The following is a 19,709-nucleotide window of genomic DNA, read 5'->3' as shown; positions in this document are numbered from 1 at the left end:
CATGAAAAAGTACTCGATATATTTCCTCGTCTCTATAGCTGTATGCAGTTTAAGCCTTAGCATATCGGCACAAACAAAAAAGAAAGCAGTTAAAACTACCGGTTACACCAGCTTTGTCGATCCCTTTATCGGTTCTGCATTGCACGGCCACGTGTTTGTGGGGGCCAATGTGCCTTTTGGTGCGGTGCAGTTGGGCCCTGTCAACATCAAAGCGGTCGACTGGGATTGGTGCTCAGGTTATAACTATTCCGACAGTACCATTGCCGGCTTTGCGCATACCCACCTTAGCGGTACCGGTATTGGCGATTTGGGTGATATCCAGTTTATGCCTACCACCGGCGATGTAAAAGTATTAAGCGGCGATCTCAGTGGCTATAACAGCGGCTATTACTCGCTCTTCAGTCATAAAGAAGAAATGGCCAGGCCGGGCTTTTATTCGGTAAAACTCAAACGCTACAACATCGGCGTTCGGTTAACTACCACCACAAGGGTAGGGTTTCACGAATATACCTTTCCAAAATCGGATAACGCGCATATTGTTATCGACCTGCAAAAAGGCATCGGCTGGGATCATCCTGTGGAAACCTACATCAAGCAGGTTAATGATACTACGGTAATTGGTTACCGCCATTCCTCGGGCTGGTCGGTAGACGACCGTATTTACTTTGCAGCCATTTTCTCTAAACGGATCAGCAATTTCGCGGTGTACGATAGCCTTGCCAAAGCAGGCGGTACCGAATTGAAGGGCCGTAACGTAAAGGGCGTGCTGAATTTTGCTACTGCTGCCGGTGAAAAGGTGAAAATCAAAGTAGGCATTTCGCCCGTAAGCATGGAGAATGCCCTGGCCAATATCAATGCCGAAGCATGCAACTGGGATTTCGACAAAGTAAAGAACGATGCGAACACTTTGTGGAATAACGAACTGAGCAAAATTGCCATTAAGGCTACCCCGGCGCGTATGCGTACTTTTTATACCGCATTTTATCATACCATGATAGCGCCATCGGTGTATAACGATTACAACGGCGATTATTTAGGCACCGATAAAAAGGTGTACCACAAGCCGGGCTTTACCAACGTTACTACCATGAGTTTGTGGGATACCTACCGGGCCGAAAATCCATTGATGACCATTACCCAGCCACAGCGTGTTAACGACCAGATCAGTTCGATGCTGGCCATATACCAGCAGCAGGGCAGGCTGCCCGTTTGGCCATTGATGGGCAGCGAAACCGACTGCATGGTAGGTAACAGCGCTATCCCTGTAATTGCCGACGCCTTTTTGAAAGGCTACACCGGCTTCGACCGCGATTTGGCTTACGAGGCCGTAAAAACTACGGCCATGGGCGATCGCCGCGGGCTTAAATTTGTGAAGGAACTGGGCTATATCCCTGCAGACACCCAAACGGAGAGCGTGGCTACCGGTATGGAATATGCCATAGATGATTGGTGTATAGCCCAAATGGCGAAAAAGCTTGGCAAGATGGATGACTACGAATACTTTAGTAAGCGTGGCCGTAATTATGCTAACTATTATAACAGCGAAACCCACTTTATGCGCGGTAGGCTGGGTGCAAATGAATGGCGCAGTCCGTTTAGTCCCTTTGTTTCAAGGCATATGAAGGATGATTTCACCGAGGGCAATGCCTGGCAATATACCTGGCTGGTACCGCAGGATGTAGAAGGGCTGATGCAACTATTAGGTGGGCGTGATGCCTTTATCAAGAAGCTCGATTCGCTGTTTATCGCAAAAGGCGATATGGGCAACGAGGCTTCTAACGATATAACCGGCCTGATAGGCCAGTACGCGCACGGCAACGAGCCGAGCCATCATATCACCTATATGTATGCCTATGCAGGGCAACAATACAAAACTGCCGAGAAGGTGCGCTTTATATTGGATAGCTTTTACACTAACAAAAAAGATGGCATCATAGGCAATGAGGATGTTGGTCAAATGTCAGCCTGGTATGTGTTATCGGCAATGGGTTTTTACCCCTTGAACCCGGCAAATGGCGCATACGTTTTCGGTAGCCCGGTAATTAATGATGCGGTACTGAAGCTGGCTGGTGGAAAATCGTTCCACATCAGCATCAAAAATAACACCGGTGCGAATAAATATATCCAAAGCGTCACGCTCAACGGGAAGCGGTATCCGAAGGCGTATCTGCTGCATAGCGAGATAGCTAAAGGCGGAAACCTCACTGTTACCATGGGCAGCAAGCCATCGGCAGTGTTCGGCGTTGCCCCATCGGCAAGGCCGAAGTCGGTTTATTAGGAGCATAAGATCACCAATAAAGCAAAAGGCCGGTATCCACAACCGGCCTTTTGCGCTTTATCATATCAGTTCAGTTTGTTTCTTCTTTATGCCGATTTGCGGGTAGTTTGATATAACGACGAGCTGTGCAGTGCATCCAGTATTTGGGGAGAAGGGATGGTGCCGTTCAACTCATTGTCCACCTCATCGTACAAAATCTGGTTGTTGGTATCCAGTACATAGGTGGCCAGCAATGGCACATTTACATCAATGCCCGAATAGGTGTTCCACACCGGTGATGCCTCTGAAAACAGCTTCAGCTTTTGTGCGATGACGTTTTCCTCATCATAATAGAAACTGAGCGAGAGGCTGTTATCCCATATCATATTTTCGAAAGCTTTGCTGTCCTCGTCTGGCGTAATAATCAGCAGGTTTGCGCCTGCGGCCCTTATTTCGTGCTGTATGGCATTCAGTTGCTTTAGACGGACGGTGCCGCTTTCGCCCCAATGGGCCGAGTAAAAGCTGATGACCAGCGGTTTGTTGAGTAGCTGGCGCAATACAACAGGCCCATGTACCTGCGAGCCATTGAAAAACTGTCGCCAGTTGTTGAATTCTTTTTTAAGGGCAAAGCCGGGTATGCTTTGGCCGGTTTTCAACGGTTTTAGCGGTTGATATTTTTTGTATGGAAGTTCGAGTTCGCTAATAATTTCTAAAAAATCGAAGCTATGCTGGGTGTAGTAGGTTGATGCCATGGCGTATTATTGTTTTTCGGTTTGGGTTTTTAATGTTTGTACTTCCAGCCTTATCACCTGCGCCAATGCTTTTACGTGCTGCAAGCCGGTGCGCAAACGGGTACCCGCTGCATGGTTGCCTTTTTTGTAAAACCTTTCTGCATCGGGCTCAATGGCAGCAATGAGGTTTTTCAGATCGGTGTATTTGCTCATTTGGGCTGAGTTCTTTAAATTGTTACTGTATATCAGCTGTATAACAGATAGAGTTGTGAAATTATTTATGATGTTCCGGCCGCTTTTAGGCCGTTAAAGGAGAAGAGTTTAACAGCAACAACAATACTGTACACCTTTGGGGAAGCGGTACATAGTGTGTGATGAATGTATTTGCTTATTCATTATATATAATGTCTATAGATTTAATAGATATTATCAAAAGTAGGAAGATTACCCAATTGCATGCAAATTTTATTTTAAAAAAATGATCGGATGTTATGACACGAGGCAAATGGTATCCTTGCAAAACAATATACTGCCCACACTGAAACCTTGCCGATCCGTTTTCGTTATTTTGACGCCAACAAACGAGGCTTAACAATGAATGAGTACGCATTAATTACCGGGGCGGGCCGGGGGATAGGTAAAGAGTTGGCTTTACAACTGGCCGAACGTGGCTATAATTTATTGTTGGTAGCCCGTTCTAAAGGCGATTTGGACGCGCTTGCCCAAACGGTGGCAACAAATTATCAGGTGAAGGCACTATGTCTCAGCGCCGACCTTTCTGCAGACGGCGCTGCACTGGCCGTTGCGGATTGGTGCAAAACTTTGGGTGTGCCGGTGAGTATCCTGGTGAACAATGCCGGCTATGGGCTCTGGGGCAATTTTGATGAGCTTGATTTAGCTGCTCAAATGAATATGCTTAAACTGAATATCAGTGCCCTGGTAGAACTTACTTATTATACGTTGCCTTTGTTAAAAAAGCAGAGTAAGGCGTTTGTGCTCAATGTATCCAGCGTTGCGGCCTACCAGGCTGTGCCGTCGCTGGCATTGTATTCTGCAAGCAAAGCCTTCGTTTTGTCGTTTAGTCGCGCTTTACGATACGAGCAGAAACAGGGTAAAGTAAGCGTAACCTGCCTTTGCCCCGGCCCAACGGCAACCGGCTTTGCCCAACGCGCAGGCATGGATGCGCTACAGGAACTTGCCGAAAAATTCAATATGTCGCCCGCCGAGGTTGCTCGTGTGGGATTAAAAGCCATGTTCCGCAAAAAAGCAGAAATAGTGCCGGGGTTTCTGAACAGGGTATCGGCCATTGCTGCCAGGCACTTGAATAAGAGCTTGGTTGAGCGTATTACAGCGAGCTTATACAAAAAGTAAAAATTATTTTAAGAAACTGTTGCAGGATTGGTTTAACTCCTTATATTTGTAATGTATATAAAATACATAGACATTATAGTCTATAAAACAGATGACCTTCAACAGCCAAAATATCATCGCATGCCCCATGCGAATGCAATTGCCAACCGCGGCAATGTGTTGCTGTTGTTGTTGATTTCCGCCAGCCCATTTAGTTCTGCAGGTTATAGATTCTTTTAAAGAACTATACTATTCCATCAATTTTAACATTTCTTTTCATGTCGGCCATATACCAAAAATTTACGCTGGGCAGCCAGATTACCCAGGAACAAAAAGCCTTTTTTAACGAGCACGGGTTTATCCATTTTCGTAATTTCATTAAGCCCGAAACAGTGGCCGATATACTGCGTGCCTCGGAAGAGGTGCAGCAAAAGTGGATCAGCAACAATACAGAGAAAGTGAACGGCGTGCCCATAAAATACGGTAAAGATCTTAACGGCAGTAAGATAGTGCAGCGCTTTGCCTTTGTCAACCAGCACCACAGCCTGCTGGGCGAGTTTGCGCAGGACCCGCGTTTTGATGTGTTGCTGGATATCATAGGCCCCGGTGCCAGGCTGGGTACGGACGAAAAGGACGGTATGGTATTTAACCACTACGTAAATGGTCCTGAGAGCGGCTTTACCAAAATGGGCTGGCATACCGATGGACTGCGCGATATTTTCCTGGGCGGCAAACTTAACCCGATGCTCAATGTGGGCATCCATCTGGATAACCTGCACGCCGATAACGGCGGGCTGCGCATATTGCCCGGTACGCATAAGCAGGGTATCTACAGTATGCTGTTCAAAAAGCGATACTTCCTGGATAATGATGCCGATGCCGCCGAAATTGCCATAGCGCCCGCCGCAGGCGACCTTACCATACACGATGGTCGCCTTTGGCACCGCGTAGCGCAATCTACCGTGGTTGGCGAGCCAAGCCGCCGCAGGGTTATTTATATCCCTATTATTGCAGGTAAATATCAGCCTAAGAACGAGAACAGCCCTACCGCTTTTTACCAGAAATTTGCAGGTTTAGTAAAATAAGTAATATGTTGATAGCATTGATAATAGGGTACTTTATCCGTCGCCGTAAGCTGGCAGCGGCGAGGCAACAGTTGCAGCCTACCATACAAACACTTAATCCGTAAAGTTATGTCGCTTATTATTACTGATGATAACTTTAACGAACTGGTACTGAGTGCTGATAAACCGGTACTGGTTGATTTCGAGGCTGATTGGTGCGGATCCAGCAATATGGTAGGCCCGGTTGTGGAGGCGATATTCCGCGAATATGCAGGTAAGGCCATAGTGGGTAAGATAGATGTAGACACCAATCCCGAAGCGGTCAGGCGCTACGGCATACGCAATATACCCGCACTGCTATTTTTTAAGGGGGGCGAGATTGTAGATAAGCAGATAGGTGCCGTGCCCAAACGGCTGCTTGCCGAGAAGCTGGATAAGCAATTGAGATAATTGCTGCCACTTTTCTGTTTTTGCCTCTTGCTCATCATCCAACATTCCTACAGAATATCTCTGTACTATGGCTGAAAGTTTAACAGCCCTCCATGAAGATTAAAAACAAAAAGGCAATTGCCATTGCGCTATTCGCGCTGGCCTCTTATACTGCTTCTGCACAAAATAAAACAGGCCTGCACATCCTTAAAAGTCACATTATCAATAGCCCCGGCGGCTGGGATTATGTAACTGTAGATGCCCCGAACCAGAAAATATATGTATCGCACGGCACGCAGGTAAACATCTTGAGCACCGCCACGGGCGATTCTATCGGCGTGATACCCAATACCAACGGGGTACACGGCATTGCCCTTGTGCCTGCCCTGAATAAGGGGTATACCAGCAACGGGCGGGACAATACATGCTCAGCTTTCGACTTAAAAACCAATGCTTTAATAGCGACTATCCCGGTGGGGACTAACCCCGACGCTATCTTTTACGACGATTTTTCGAAAAAAGTGTATGCCTTTAACGGTCGCAGCAGTGATGCCTCGGTGATAGACCCGGCTACCGATAAAGTGTTGGCTACCGTACCCTTAGGCGGCAAACCGGAGACTGGCGTTTCTGATGGCAAAGGCAAAATATTTGTAAATTCTGAAACCACAAACGAGGTAATTGCCATAGATGCAGCTACTTACAAAGTAATTGCCCGTTATAAGATAACCGATGGCGACGAGCCGAGCGGCTTGGCTATAGATAGGGCAACCAATCGCCTCTTCGTGGGTTGCGGCGGTAACCAAACCCTGGTGGTGATAGATGCGGGCAATGGCAAGAACCTGGCCAAATTTCACATTGGCGATTGCGATGGTGTGGCTTTCGACCCGGAATTGAAGCTGGCATACACCTCTAATAACGAGGGGACTATATCCGTAATCAAAGAAATCAATGCGAATAAATTCGCGTTCGTAGAAAACATCAACACCGAAAAAGGGGCGCGCACCATCGGCATAGATGTGCTTACTCATCACCTGTTTTTACCAACTGCCAAATTGGAAGCAGTAGCCCCAACGGCCACTAATGCCAACCCAAGGCCAAAGATGGTGCCCGGAACATTCCATGTAATTGAGGTGGGTAAATAGCATCATGCATCTCAAAAACGCGGAAAAAAACCTTCGGATTTTTCCGCGTTTTTGCTCAAATGCACAATATTTAGGTGCATTTTTCGCGCAATTCGCGTCTTTTTTCGAGCTGGTTTTTTAACGAGCAAAAAATAGGAGAAAAACCGCAGGGTGGGGGTATTGGCAACCTATAATCGCGTGGGAGACTGATGAATTTCCAATTCCGGATAGTTGCAAAATACCCACTGCAAACTGCCCGCCGAACCCACCAGTCCTTCAATTTTATATTCGGTTTATTACAAACATATTGTTGTTACATTCTGCGCTTTAACTTTTCAATAAATTTAAGTACGTTTGGGCTATACGATTTAAACTATTACTGATCATACTAAAAATTAAAATGAAGTTATTCATAAAGAAGCCGATAGCGCAATTAATGGCTGCGTCGGCGGAATCGGAAAAAACATTAAAACGAACGTTAGGCGTAGGGTCGCTTATCGCGCTGGGAATTGGTGCCATCATAGGCGCGGGTATATTTGTGCGTACAGCTGCAGCAGCAGGTGAACATGCCGGGCCCGCCGTAACTATTTCCTTTTTAATTGCAGCGGCAGGTTGTGCGCTGGCTGGTTTATGCTATGCAGAATTTGCGAGTATGATACCCATTGCCGGCTCTGCTTACACTTACTCTTATGCTACCATGGGCGAGTTTATCGCCTGGATCATCGGTTGGGATTTGGTGCTGGAGTACGCGCTGGGTGCCGCAACCGTTTCTATTGGCTGGTCGCAGTATTTTAACGAGTTTTTGCATACCTTCTTTAATGTGCATATACCGTTTGTATGGTCGCACTCTCCGCTCGAGATTTCTAATACCACAACAGGCATGTACGCTGCGGAATTCGGGCAGCATGGCTTTGTTAACCTCCCGGCTATCTTTATCCTGCTGATGCTTACCTTGTTGCTTATCCGTGGTACTGCAGAATCGGCAATTGTAAACAACGTTATCGTTGTTGTAAAAGTGGCTATCGTGTTAATGATCATCGGTTTTGGCTGGCACTTTATCAACCCCGCATTGCACACACCTTACATGATCCCTGCTGATGCAGGTACTATCAAAGTAAGCGCAGGCACTGTTGATTACGCCGATACCTTTAACCACGGCTGGCTGGGCGTATTGCGCGGTGCAAGCGTGGTGTTCTTTGCATTCATCGGTTTTGATGCGGTATCTACCGCTGCGCAGGAGGCTAAAAATCCGCAACGCGATATGCCAAAAGGTATTTTGATATCGTTGGCTATCTGTACTGGTTTATATATTCTGTTCTCTCACGTACTAACCGGTTTGGTTTCTTACAAAGAGTTCCTTATCCAGGGTAAAGAAGCATCTGTTAGCTATGCTATCAAAGCGGCAATGCCTGGTTACGGCTGGTTAGCATCTTTTGTTACCGTGTCTATTTTAGCTGGTTTCTCTTCGGTTATCCTGGTGATGCTAATGGGCCAAACCCGTGTGTTCTACACCATGAGCGTTGATGGCCTTATCCCTAAAGTATTTTCTAAATTACACCCTAAACATCGTACACCATACAAATCTCAATGGTTGTTCTTCGTGTTCGTATCGCTTTTTGCAGGTTTCATCCCTGATAAATATGTAGGCGACATGGTTAGTATCGGTACCTTATTTGCGTTCGTACTGGTATGTTTGGGTATCTTCATCCTGCGCCGTACCGATCCTAATTTGGTTCGTCCGTTTAAAACGCCATGGTATATGGTAGTTTGTCCGCTGGGTGCTGCGATCTGCTTATGTATGATTGCAAGCGAAGGCTGGGAGAACTGGGCGCGTTTAATTGTTTGGTTGCTGATTGGCTTTGTAATTTACTTTACTTACAGTATCAAACGTTCTCACGTGCGCAGGGGTGTTGTAGAACCGGCTAACGACCCTATCAACCCTAAGTATGTTGAATAGTAGGGGTCAATCCTTATAAACAAAAAAGGTTCTGTGCAAACAGAACCTTTTTTGCTTTAATCTCTTTTGTAGCTAATGAAAACCAACAAAACCCTATGGATGCTTGTTTTTATTGCGGTAATCAACTCCATGGGCTTTGGCATTATTGTGCCGCTCTTGTATTCCTATGGCAAAAAGTTCGGCGTTACCGAACAAACCATCGGCTTGCTTACCGCAGCATTTTCTGTAGCACAGTTTTTTGCCACGCCGGTGCTGGGATCCCTGTCAGACCGGTTTGGCCGTAAGCCCTTGTTGGCCATCAGCCTGGTGGGCACCTGTGCATCGTTCATTTTGTTTGGCTTGGCGGGTAGCATCTGGATGCTTTTTGCCGCGCGGATACTGGATGGCATCACTGGCGGTAATATCTCGGTTGCGCAAGCCATGGTGTCGGATATTTCCTCGCCTAAAGAACGCGCCAAAAACTTCGGGATACTGGGTTCGGCGTTTGGGTTTGGCTTTGTTATTGGTCCGGCGATAGGCGGCTTGCTGAGCAGGCTGGGCGAGGGGGTGCCCTTCTTTTTTGCTGCTGTCGTTGCCATGATCGGGGCTTTGCTCTCTGTTTTTCTGTTGAAAGAAACCAACGATATCAAAAAGAGTGGCGCGGATAAAGCGCACAAATTCAGCTTTATGTTGCTGGTCACTACGGTGAAGAAGCCAGTTATCGGCACAGCAATATTGGTAGGTTTTTTGCTGACAATGGCACAGTTCACCATGATTATCGGTTTCCAAACCTTTACGGTAGATGTGCTGAAGATCAGCCCCACCCAAATCGGGCTGCTGTATGCAGGTTTCGGCATAACGGGCATATTGATGCAGTTGGCCGTGCCGCTCATCAAAAAGGCCATCCCCTCGCAGGCACTTATACTTTTGCTCTCTACCCTGGTGTGCTTGGGCATGATGATACTCACCGGCTTCGCATCGGGCATAGTGTTGTTTGCGGCTGCCATAGCTGTTTACGGCCTGTTCAACGGTTTGCGCAATCCTATGCTTAACGCCATCATAGCCGACCATAATACCGATGCCGGGCAAGGGGAGGTGATGGGCGTTAACCAGTCGTACGCCTCCATCGGGCAAACGCTGGGGCCGATAAGCGCAGGGCTGGTTACGGTTATTTCGGTACATAGTGTTTTCTTTTTATCGTCTTTATATATTTTAATCGCACTTTTGTTCAGTATTCGCTTAAAGTCGAGAGATTAAAACCCTGATGCCTATGCCACACTTTATTTTTAAAGAGATATTATCGGTTACGATGATCCTCTTCGCCATCATTGATATTCTGGGCGCCATACCCGTAATTATACAGCTTCGGCCGCGCGCTGGGCATATCCAATCAGAAAAGGCAACCATAGCGGTGTTGGTGCTCATGATCGCATTCTTATTTCTGGGCGATGAACTGCTTGCGGTCATCGGGCTGGATATCTCATCCTTCGCCATTGCGGGCTCCATCGTAATATTCATTATTGCGCTGGAGATGATTTTAGGTGTGGATTTTTTTAAAGAGGAGGCGCCAGATTCGGTGTCCATCGTTCCGCTGGCCTTCCCGCTCATAGCCGGGGCAGGCACCATGACCACGCTGCTCTCCCTCAAATCGCAATATCAAACCCAGAATATCGTAGTAGGCATCATTATCAATACCATATTTGTTTACATGGTGCTCAAGAACGTGCAATGGCTGGAGAAGCTTTTAGGTAAAACCGGGCTGCATATCCTCCGTAAAGCTTTCGGGGTGATATTGCTGGCTATAGCGATTAAACTGTTTAGGAGTAATAGCGGGTTGTAGGGGTATGGATGCACCAATTCGCAGCTTTAATGTTAATGATCCAATTGTTTGGACAGGTAACCTCGAGGACGACTGTACAGCCCTTTGGTGCGGGTTAATGCTACGTGCCGAATGGATGGAAGAAGATTATTGGTGGTGGCGTGTTTGTGATACGAAAAGAGCCGATGTTATTATAGACGACGCTAATAGTACAGATGAGCGTTTCATTGACGGTGAGGTCTCGAGAGCAAGAGCGGAGAGCGTTGCAAAACAATATATCAATACGATATCCGGGAAAATAGCCGGGAAGTTTGTGATAACTAAAACGTTTAAGGTTACTGGCCGGGGTATTGTTTTTGCCGGGTATATAGAAGATGGCTCGTTGTCCTCAGGGAATACCATTGAGTTTGTTACGCCATTTTATATATGGCATAGAAAAATCTGTGGAGTGGAAGGTCTATTGGATCCATCTGCCAGTAAGATAAACACAGGCCTGTTAATCGAGTGTAGAAATGAATTTGAAATTAATGAGTTGCAGGAGTGGGAACCAGAAAACCAAGTTGCAGTTGTATTTGAAAAATAATCTCCTGCTACCACGAGATACGCTGCGCTAAACTCGCGGTAGCGGATTAAGTGTACGGGTGTGAAATAAATGAAGATTACTAACTTAGTTCTAACATAATTTTATCTTCAAACCAACCATGGGAATCGACTTGTATGGTATCGTAATTTTCATTTTAATTTTAGTCGTCTCTGCTGTCGTTGCCTATTTTGCATCCAGAGGTTTGCTATATAACCCCAAAAACGCTGGTAACAAGCTAGCAAAGTTTTGGAGTGTGCTAACCTTCATACTCATCTTTTTCGCCATGGTTTTTATCTGTGTTTTAACCGTCGCTCTCGGTTTAAACTTCATTAATTAATATTGGCGTGCGTCTATGCTCCATAGCGTACATATGTCAGCTTTCAGCTGACGAAAGCCGGAAGTTTGCGCCGATAAGCACGGCGAATTTGCATAGCCGATTGTCCTGCGTAGAGATTGCTTCGTGCCTTATAATGACGTGGCATTAAGTTGTTGATTATCAGTATGTTTTTTTTTACACGTCATAACCTTTTTTTTCAGGGCACACCCTGATGGATACTCGCAATGACGATGTGGTAATGTTTTGGCGTTTTGCTTGTTTTTTCTTATTGGCTCTTAATTCTTGTCTCTTGATTCTTGCCACTTGATTCTTTCTACAGCCGCTACTCGCTCCTCAAACTCTTCACCGGGTTGGCCAATGCGGCTTTCAGGGTTTGCAGGCTGATGAGCACCGCAGTAACAGCAGTCAATGCCAGTACGGCCAGCACAAATGGTGCCGGGCCAAGGCTGATGCGGGTAGCATAATTATCCAGCCAGTGCTGCGTCATATACCAGGCCAGCGGACAAGCAACCAAACCGGCAATCAATACTATACCTAAAAATTCTTTCATAAACAGCATCATCACATGGCTTACCGAAGAGCCCAACACCTTGCGAATGCCTATCTCTTTGGTGCGTTTTTGTACGCTTAGCGATATAAGCCCCAATACGCCCAGTAGTACGATGATGATGGCCAAACCCGTTGCCAGGTAGGCAGCCTGTTTCAATTGCAGTTCGGTTTTGTACATTTTGGCGATGGCATCGTCCATAAAGTTATACTCAAACGGTGCGCCGGGCATTACTTCGGCCCATTTGCGTTGCAGGGCCTCCAGGCTGCCTTGGATGTTGCCCTGCCTTAGCTTTATGGAGAAATAGCGGTAAAGCGTTGTTTGATTTACGTTGTAAAACGTTACCGGCTGCATCTTCGCTTGCATAGATCCAAACTGAAAATCGGCTACTACGCCGCAGATGAATAACGGGTCGCGGCTGCCCAGCGCCCTGAATTGCTGGCCGATGGCATCCTTTGCGTTGGCAAAGCCGAGCATCCTGGCCTGCATTTCGTTGATGACCACCTTGGCCGAATCGGCCTGCACGTATTGCGGCATAAAGAACTGGCCGGCCTTTAGCTTCAACCCGTAGGTTGCTGCGTATTGGTTATCGGCCGCCAGTACTTGCGACGTGAAACCCGATGCAGAGTCGGCATTCATTTTTGTTGCCTGGAAGCTGCCGCCGTTGTTGCCATCGGGGATTTCCCACGAAAGGCTAACTGCGCTTACCTGCGGCAGTTGAGCCAGTCGGTAACGAATGCCTTCCATTTTTTGCACGCCGGGTTTGCTCCAGTCGCGCGGTAGTTGGGCATAAACTACATAATCTTTATCGTAGCCCAGGCTTTTACCGAAGAACAGGTTGATTTGTTTCGACACCACTATCGCGCCTATCAGCACCACCGCCGCCGTGGCAAACTGGAAGGCGATGAGCCCCTTGCGGAACAGCACGTTATCTTTCACCTGATTCAGCTTGCCTTTTAGCGAATCGACCGATTTTAAAGCCGATAGCACCAAAGCAGGGTACAGTCCGGCGATGAGGCCAATGACCAGCGCCAATGCAAAAGGCATCAGGTAAAAATAAAGTGGAAAGGAGAATAGCCCGCCGATATCTGTAGCCAGCAGCGAGGCGAAGTAGGGGCGGGCCAGGCCATAGATACCAAGGGCAACAAGCGTGGCGATAAGCACCATCAATACTGATTCGGTCAAAAACTGCCAGATGAGTTGTTTTCGCAAGCCGCCCAAAACCTTGCGGATGCCCATCTCTTTCATGCGCTGTGAGGAGCGGCTTATACAAATGTTGACGAAATTGATTACCGCCATCAGCAAGATGAACAAGGCGATGGACGATAGCGTGTAAAGCATCTTTTTTACCAGCCCGTTATTGCCCTCCAGGTAATATTTTGATAGGGGCACGAGGTAGGGGGTAAGATTGGCGCTGATTTGGGGTGGCGCATTCTTTTTAATAAGGCTAAGCATCGGCGCGGTCAATGCTTCGGGGTTTACGCCGCGGCGTAGTTCTACCAAGCCAACTATTACGGTATTGTTCCAGCCCTCTAAATTTCTGCCCATGAATTTCGCAGCAGCACCGGGCAAAAAGAAGGTGCTGTTGCTTTGTTCGATTACGTTGGTTACCGAGTTTTTGCTCAATTTATCCAACACGCCCCGTATCACGAAATCGTGGCGCTCGCCCTTGAAGTTTTCGATGCTGAGGGTTTCGCCTACCACATCGGTTTTGCCAAAATATTTGACGGCCCGATCTTCGGTAATCACTACCGAAAATGGGTCGTTGAGCGCGGTGGCCGCATTGCCGTGCAAAAGCTTAAAGCCATAGGTGGTTAAAAAGGTGCTATCGCCTACCTGCAGGCTTTCCCTAAAGTGCATATCGCCTTTAGATACGTTGGAGCTTACGCCATCCCAATGGTAGTAATTAGCTACAAGCCCGGGGTATTCGTCTTTAAGGGCTTTGGGCATTGGTGCCAGCGCGGTGAGCGGGTAACCCATATTAGGGTCTTTCCATTTGCTTTGGATGATGTACTGGTTTTCGGCGTTCTTCAGGTCGGCATTAACTTCCGCCTCATGCCATACGTAAGCGGCGATAAGCATGGTAAATGCAATGCCGACGGATAGCCCGAATATGTTGATGAGCGAGAAAAGCTTATGCTTGATAATGTTGCGCCAGGCAATGATGAAGTAGTTGTGCAGCATAGGTGTGGGTTTATGCACCTAAATTACGCAGCTAACATGCCATAAATGAAAAGATTAACATTATTTAACAAGGCTGTAAGCCTGGACGCTTAGATCGGGGTTACCGTCATACCGAATTTATTTCGGTACCCCACGCGGCAGGTCTACGATATGCAAAGCGATTAAGCACAGTGGCTACTTTTATGATGGGGTGTTGAAACAAGTTCCAACATGACGACATGTTTTTTAGTACGCGCTATCGCTAAAGGGCCAGGTGGGCAACCTAATCCTTCTTCGGATGCTCTATCACGAAAACATCCTCATTGTCTTTCTTCATGAAGTATTTTTCGCGACCGAATTTTTCCAGTTTGGTTTTGTCGGTGGAGAGTTCGGCAAAATCCTTGTTTATGCGGGCCGTTTCGGCTTTGTAGAAATCGCGCTCCTGCTCCAGTTTTGCCAGTTGCTGGCGGTATTGGTATTGTGAAAAGATATCGTTGTTATCGAAGAAGATCATCCATACCACAAATATTACGGTTATCAGGAAATATTTGTTCTTGATAAGGTTGATGAAACGTTTCATATAGTGCTGCCGACTGAATTTAATTATAAAGCTATTTAATTTATTCGAACGTTGCAAGCCGCTTTATCAACTTATTAACACTGCTATGCCTGTGGCTGTGGCTAAAATGCAGATTAACAGGGGAAACCTTAGCCGTTCCCCCTATATAAATGGTGCGGAAAATGTTGGTTTCAGTTTCAGGTTTTTGGTTGATAATTCCCTACCCGCCTTACATCTGTACGCGCGGGTGGGGTTTCTATGCGCTCTTTTAATGCCGCCCTTAAGGCTTTAAAGGCGGGCATTTCGGTAAATGCGGCGTTATCGCCTTCATTATCGAAAGATATCATGTGCATAAAAGAGCTGTCGCCGGTTTTATATACTACGTATTCGATGCCATCGGGCTTATCGGTCTGCAATTGGGCAAATACATCTTTAATCAGGTCTTCATTTTCTGCTGCGCGGCCCTCTTTTACGGTGTATTGGATAATGGAATGTTGTATGATGATTGGTTGTTTTGATTTAATTTAATCAAAGCTACCACAAGTTATTGGAATTGAGTGAGGTGCATAAGCGACAGGTTGCGGGGCGAAACAGGTCATATATCTGTAGAGACGCTATGTTTTGCGTCTAAATAAGGGGTAGAGACGCAATATTTTGCGTCTGATATTTGTTCGAGACGCAAAATATTGCGTCTCTACGGAAGAGGATGCCGCGTTAAGGATAGCAGCGGAAAACCCGCAGCCCGAGCGGAGGAGACGAGGGCGGTAAAAGGGCGAGGATTTGCAGCGGATAGCCTGACCTGCCCGCCTGGAGGCAGGCCCGCAGGGGAACGCCCAAGTCATTCTCTTCGATGAAGTATGTTAATAGTATTAAAATACTTAATATTAATTTAACATTGAAGTTCGGCGTTATATATTTGCGCTATAAAAATGAATATCGATGCTTAAAACCTTGAAGCAAGTCTCTTTTGTACTTATTGTACTAACCCTAATTGTTTTTACCGCTAAAGCGCAGGATTCTAAACTGGGCACCTGGGCCATAGCCACGGTGGTAATGCCGGGCGATAGTGTGCGCCATTGGGGAGGTTATACCGAGTTTCAGGTCCGTATGAACGGTCCGCTGAGTCAATTTCAATATTATGAAGCCAAGGTGGGCCTTAGCTACAATATAGATAAGAACTTTATTGCTTTACTGGGCACAGGCACATACCACACTTTTGATTACAATGATTTAAGTAAAGGTGCCATTACCAACGAAACCCGTTTTTGGGAGCAGATGACGATTAACCAATACCTGAGTCGCCTTAAGTTTGAGCACCGTTACCGTGCCGAGCAACGCATAGTGAACGACGTTTACCGCAACCGTTTCCGTTACCGGTTGAATATGTTCATCCCGCTGAATAACAAAAAGATTATCGCCAAAACCTGGTTCATCTCCGTTTTCGACGAAATATTCATCAACAATAAGGCGCCTAATTTCGAGCGTAACCGGGTTTCGGCAGCGTTGGGTTACCAGTTTGATCAAAAATGGATAGCGCAGGCAGGGTGGTTAAACCAAACAAACTTTACGGAGCGCACCAGCAGTGGTAAAAATAATGTTATGCTGATGTTAATGTATCGTATAAATCGTAAAAACAGCCAGCAAAGGGAGCAATTACCTACTACAACCGATTAATAATCATCACAAATGCAAAATTTACGTTGCGATTTGCTGTTTTTGCGCTTAACTTAGCCGACCAAAACGGTATAGTAATCCCAAAAAACACAATAAAAATAAATTATGAGCTTGATAATTGATGTTCATGCGCGCCAGATACTTGATTCGCGCGGTAACCCTACAATAGAGGTAGATGTTTTAACCGAAAATGGCGCTTTAGGCCGTGCTGCAGTACCATCGGGTGCTTCTACCGGCGTGCATGAGGCTGTTGAGCTTCGCGACAACGACAAAAAAGTGTACATGGGCAAAGGTGTTTTAAAAGCCGTTGCTAACGTAAATGATAAAATTGCTGCCGAACTGAAGGGCATCGATGTTTTTGAGCAGAACCTAATCGACAAGATCATGATTGATCTTGATGGCAGCGAGAACAAAGGTAACCTGGGTGCAAACGCTATCCTTGGCGTTTCTTTAGCCGTGGCTAAAGCTGCTGCACAGGAAAGCCGCCAGCCTTTATACCGCTACATTGGCGGCGTAAACGCTAATACCTTGCCTATCCCGATGATGAACATTGTAAACGGTGGTTCGCACTCTGATGCGCCTATTGCTTTCCAGGAGTTCATGATCATGCCGGTTGGCGCATCTTCGTTCTCTGAAGCTTTGCGTTGGGGTACCGAAGTATTCCATAACCTGAAAAAAATCCTGCACGATCGCGGCCTTTCTACCGCAGTAGGCGATGAAGGCGGTTTTGCACCAACTTTTGAAGGTACCGAAGATGGCGTTGAAACCATATTACAAGCGATAGAAAAAGCCGGTTACAAACCAGGCGAAGATATCTACATCGCTTTCGATTGCGCTGCATCTGAGTTCTACAAAGACGGCAAATACGATTACACCAAATTTGAAGGCGAAAAAGGTTCTATCCGCACCAGCGAAGAGCAGGTAGAATACCTTGCCGAGTTAGCAGGTAAATATCCTATCATTTCTATTGAAGATGGTATGGCCGAAGATGACTGGGCCGGCTGGAAATTATTAACCGAAAAATTGGGCAGCAAAGTACAATTAGTAGGTGATGACCTGTTCGTAACCAACGTAAAACGTTTACAACAGGGTATAGACAGCGATACAGGTAACTCTATATTGGTAAAAGTGAACCAGATAGGCAGCTTAACCGAAACCATTAACGCGGTTACTTTGGCCCAAACTAACGGTTACACTTCAGTAATGAGCCATCGTTCGGGAGAAACTGAAGACGTTACCATTGCCGATTTAGCTGTTGCCCTTAACTGTGGCCAGATCAAAACCGGTTCGGCTTCACGTAGTGACAGGATTGCAAAATACAACCAGTTATTGCGTATAGAAGAAGAACTGGGCGACAGTGCCCGTTTCATTGGCAAGAACTTTAAGTTTTTGAAGAAATAAATAGACACGAATTTTTTCGAATTCAGTCTAATTTCACGAATTATTAGAGCCCCGGTTTTGCCGGGGCTTTTTTGTGGGAAAATCTTTTTGTAACTGAATTCTAGTTGCAAATGCGATTTCCTTTTTCTAATTTTGTTGTATACCATGAGTATTCAAGGTGGTTACTCATTAATATTACTAATTATAGCCCAATCGAGGCTATTTAATTTTACTGTATTATGGATAGAATAGAAAAAACATTAACGACAGTTAATTATGTCAAAACACGAAAAACTAATCAAACGACTGTTATCTATCCCCAAGGACTTTACTTGGGAAGAATTATGTAAAGTATTAGCTTTTTACGGCTATAAAGAATTAACAGGCGGAAAAACGGGCGGTTCGCGAAGGCGCTTTGTAGATGGGGATAATCATATGCTCAGGCTTCATAAACCTCACCCGGGCAGCATTCTTAAAGAATATTCGCTCCGCGATGCAATTGAACATTTAAAGGCCAGCGGCCACATAAAAGATGAGTGACATCTTACAATATAAAAACTATTTTGGATCGGTGCAGTTCAGTGCAGCCGATGAAGTTTTTCATGGTAAAATTTTAAGCATAAGCGACATGGTAAACTTTGAAGGCGAATCTGTGAAAGAACTCAAAGCCGCATTTGAGGAAGCTGTTGAAGATTACCTGGAAACCTGTGCCGAAATTGGCAAAACCCCTGAGAAGGCTTACAAAGGTACCTTCAACGTAAGGGTGCCTTCATCCCTGCATAAAAATGCCGCGATATTTGCCGCGGCACACAACATCACCCTGAACGAGTTCGTGAAGAAAGCACTTGCCTTTTCGCTGGACAGGAAAGATGAAATGCATATTGCTTTGGATAATGAATAATCGATTTGTTTAAACATTTATTTGAACCTCGGTGTTGCCGGGGCTTTTTTTGTTAGAATTTGCCAACGGCGCTCGTTTTGAGGTATATACCCTCTACAGTGGCATTATTGCCCCATTCGCATTTGTCCAGGTCGTTTAGTAAATTTACGACCAAAAAGTCCTTAAACACCCGTATGCGGAATTTGCAGTTTACATGCGGCAGTTTGACATTGATAATGTTGCCCCTAACTGTGGCAGGCTGTGCAGCTACCTCGGCAATATTGTAAGCCGGCCCTGCTGTAACGCTGTTTAAGGCAACCGTTACCATCCCCGATTTGGTTTGGTTGATATCTACACCGCCAACGTACCCGTTTTTGCCGTAGTGATAGGTGTAGGCCCCGTTCAAACTAATGGGTTTTAGCGTAAAATCTATGGCTTTTGGTAGGGCTGTAATGCTTGCCGTTAAAATAAAGGGTAATTGCTTCTCTGTATTTGGGGCCTGCCACAAGCCCTTAAAAGTGCCTGCGGTAATTTCGCCTAAAAATACGCCTGTGATAGTTCCGTCCCCGGCAAATTCCCTAATTCTTAAGAAATTTGTTTTTGCCGATAAGTCATAGCTGATGGCCTCGCTGGTTTTCTCCAGTGTACCTGCAACTATAATAGGTATGCGTTTAGCGGTATTTGTGTACGTTACTTCGCCTTTTAAAACGCTGTCTTTTACCGTAAACCATAAAAACACGGGGATTTTGCCGTTCAGTTTCCCTTCAAACTTATATAAGCCATTGGGCCTTGCAGGGGCGACGCTACCAAAACAACAGCCCGCAATCATCAGCGCGGCCAGCACGAAAAAAAATGACATTGGTTTAGCTTTCATCACGT

At 46.1% G+C, this 19,709-nt stretch carries 19 protein-coding genes; 13 read left to right on the top strand and 6 right to left on the bottom strand.

Annotated elements, in window-relative coordinates:
- Nucleotide 1 precedes the first annotated feature (1 nt).
- Entirely contained in the window at nucleotides 2–2,278 is a 2,277-nt protein-coding gene (locus E2R66_RS07795; RefSeq protein WP_133228093.1) for a GH92 family glycosyl hydrolase, read from the top strand.
- Nucleotides 2,279–2,364: 86 nt separating this feature from the next.
- Here the strand turns inward: E2R66_RS07795 and E2R66_RS07790 are convergent, their stop codons facing one another.
- On the bottom strand, nucleotides 2,365–3,009 hold the full coding sequence (locus E2R66_RS07790) for a redoxin domain-containing protein (protein WP_133228095.1): 645 nt from the start codon (nucleotides 3,007–3,009) through the stop codon (nucleotides 2,365–2,367).
- Between the two features lie 6 nt (nucleotides 3,010–3,015).
- Nucleotides 3,016–3,201, bottom strand: coding sequence for a histone H1 (locus E2R66_RS07785; protein WP_133228097.1), 186 nt, complete (start codon nucleotides 3,199–3,201; stop codon nucleotides 3,016–3,018).
- A 381-nt stretch (nucleotides 3,202–3,582) separates the two neighbouring features.
- On the opposite strand from E2R66_RS07785, the gene E2R66_RS07780 reads away from it, so the two are divergent.
- The 8 genes from E2R66_RS07780 (at nucleotide 3,583) to E2R66_RS07745 (ending at nucleotide 11,290) form a co-directional block, all read left to right on the top strand.
- Nucleotides 3,583–4,359: an SDR family NAD(P)-dependent oxidoreductase gene (locus E2R66_RS07780; protein ID WP_133228099.1), complete on the top strand. Its 777-nt coding sequence runs from the start codon at nucleotides 3,583–3,585 to the stop codon at nucleotides 4,357–4,359.
- A 257-nt stretch (nucleotides 4,360–4,616) separates the two neighbouring features.
- Nucleotides 4,617–5,423, top strand: coding sequence for a phytanoyl-CoA dioxygenase family protein (locus E2R66_RS07775; RefSeq protein ID WP_133228101.1), 807 nt, complete (start codon nucleotides 4,617–4,619; stop codon nucleotides 5,421–5,423).
- A gap of 108 nt (nucleotides 5,424–5,531) precedes the next feature.
- Nucleotides 5,532–5,852 carry a thioredoxin gene (trxA, locus tag E2R66_RS07770; RefSeq protein WP_133228103.1) on the top strand — a complete coding sequence of 107 codons (321 nt, stop codon included), beginning with the start codon at nucleotides 5,532–5,534 and terminating at the stop codon, nucleotides 5,850–5,852.
- A gap of 92 nt (nucleotides 5,853–5,944) precedes the next feature.
- Nucleotides 5,945–6,973 carry a YncE family protein gene (locus E2R66_RS07765; RefSeq protein WP_133228105.1) on the top strand — a complete coding sequence of 343 codons (1,029 nt, stop codon included), beginning with the start codon at nucleotides 5,945–5,947 and terminating at the stop codon, nucleotides 6,971–6,973.
- A 379-nt stretch (nucleotides 6,974–7,352) separates the two neighbouring features.
- Nucleotides 7,353–8,909 carry an amino acid permease gene (locus E2R66_RS07760; protein ID WP_133228107.1) on the top strand — a complete coding sequence of 519 codons (1,557 nt, stop codon included), beginning with the start codon at nucleotides 7,353–7,355 and terminating at the stop codon, nucleotides 8,907–8,909.
- A 75-nt stretch (nucleotides 8,910–8,984) separates the two neighbouring features.
- Nucleotides 8,985–10,145 carry an MFS transporter gene (locus E2R66_RS07755; RefSeq protein WP_133228108.1) on the top strand — a complete coding sequence of 387 codons (1,161 nt, stop codon included), beginning with the start codon at nucleotides 8,985–8,987 and terminating at the stop codon, nucleotides 10,143–10,145.
- A 13-nt stretch (nucleotides 10,146–10,158) separates the two neighbouring features.
- The gene (locus E2R66_RS07750; RefSeq protein WP_204985887.1) at nucleotides 10,159–10,728 is read left to right on the top strand and encodes a MarC family protein; all 570 of its coding nucleotides are present in this window, start codon (nucleotides 10,159–10,161) and stop codon (nucleotides 10,726–10,728) included.
- Between the two features lie 4 nt (nucleotides 10,729–10,732).
- On the top strand, nucleotides 10,733–11,290 hold the full coding sequence (locus E2R66_RS07745; RefSeq protein ID WP_133228112.1) for a hypothetical protein: 558 nt from the start codon (nucleotides 10,733–10,735) through the stop codon (nucleotides 11,288–11,290).
- Between the two features lie 659 nt (nucleotides 11,291–11,949).
- Here the strand turns inward: E2R66_RS07745 and E2R66_RS07740 are convergent.
- From E2R66_RS07740 to E2R66_RS07730, 3 genes are all read right to left on the bottom strand, one after another.
- Nucleotides 11,950–14,358 carry an ABC transporter permease gene (locus tag E2R66_RS07740; protein WP_133228114.1) on the bottom strand — a complete coding sequence of 803 codons (2,409 nt, stop codon included), beginning with the start codon at nucleotides 14,356–14,358 and terminating at the stop codon, nucleotides 11,950–11,952.
- 262 nt (nucleotides 14,359–14,620) lie between these two features.
- Entirely contained in the window at nucleotides 14,621–14,917 is a 297-nt protein-coding gene (locus E2R66_RS07735) for an FtsB family cell division protein (protein WP_133228116.1), read from the bottom strand.
- Between the two features lie 176 nt (nucleotides 14,918–15,093).
- The gene (locus tag E2R66_RS07730; protein WP_394347173.1) at nucleotides 15,094–15,381 is read right to left on the bottom strand and encodes a hypothetical protein; all 288 of its coding nucleotides are present in this window, start codon (nucleotides 15,379–15,381) and stop codon (nucleotides 15,094–15,096) included.
- A 454-nt stretch (nucleotides 15,382–15,835) separates the two neighbouring features.
- Between E2R66_RS07730 and E2R66_RS07725 the strand changes: the two genes are divergently transcribed.
- The 4 genes from E2R66_RS07725 (at nucleotide 15,836) to E2R66_RS07710 (ending at nucleotide 18,851) form a co-directional block, all read left to right on the top strand.
- On the top strand, nucleotides 15,836–16,570 hold the full coding sequence (locus E2R66_RS07725) for a DUF2490 domain-containing protein (protein ID WP_133228119.1): 735 nt from the start codon (nucleotides 15,836–15,838) through the stop codon (nucleotides 16,568–16,570).
- Nucleotides 16,571–16,675: 105 nt separating this feature from the next.
- Nucleotides 16,676–17,971, top strand: coding sequence for a phosphopyruvate hydratase (gene eno, locus E2R66_RS07720; protein ID WP_133228121.1), 1,296 nt, complete (start codon nucleotides 16,676–16,678; stop codon nucleotides 17,969–17,971).
- Nucleotides 17,972–18,226: 255 nt separating this feature from the next.
- Complete coding sequence (locus E2R66_RS07715; protein ID WP_133228123.1) at nucleotides 18,227–18,490, top strand: type II toxin-antitoxin system HicA family toxin; 264 nt, start codon at nucleotides 18,227–18,229, stop codon at nucleotides 18,488–18,490.
- Nucleotides 18,483–18,851, top strand: a complete 369-nt coding sequence (locus E2R66_RS07710) for a type II toxin-antitoxin system HicB family antitoxin (RefSeq protein WP_133228124.1) — start codon at nucleotides 18,483–18,485, stop codon at nucleotides 18,849–18,851. The genes E2R66_RS07715 and E2R66_RS07710 overlap by 8 nt, the downstream gene beginning before the upstream one ends.
- Nucleotides 18,852–18,903: 52 nt before the next feature.
- Here the strand turns inward: E2R66_RS07710 and E2R66_RS07705 are convergent, their stop codons facing one another.
- On the bottom strand, nucleotides 18,904–19,704 hold the full coding sequence (locus E2R66_RS07705) for a hypothetical protein (RefSeq protein WP_158288356.1): 801 nt from the start codon (nucleotides 19,702–19,704) through the stop codon (nucleotides 18,904–18,906).
- Between the last annotated feature and the right edge of the window lie 5 nt (nucleotides 19,705–19,709).

This window comes from Mucilaginibacter psychrotolerans (assembly GCF_004519315.1).
Lineage (GTDB): Bacteria > Bacteroidota > Bacteroidia > Sphingobacteriales > Sphingobacteriaceae > Mucilaginibacter > Mucilaginibacter psychrotolerans.
Note: the sequence above shows the minus strand (reverse complement) of the source record. Positions and strands in the feature narration are given on the sequence as shown.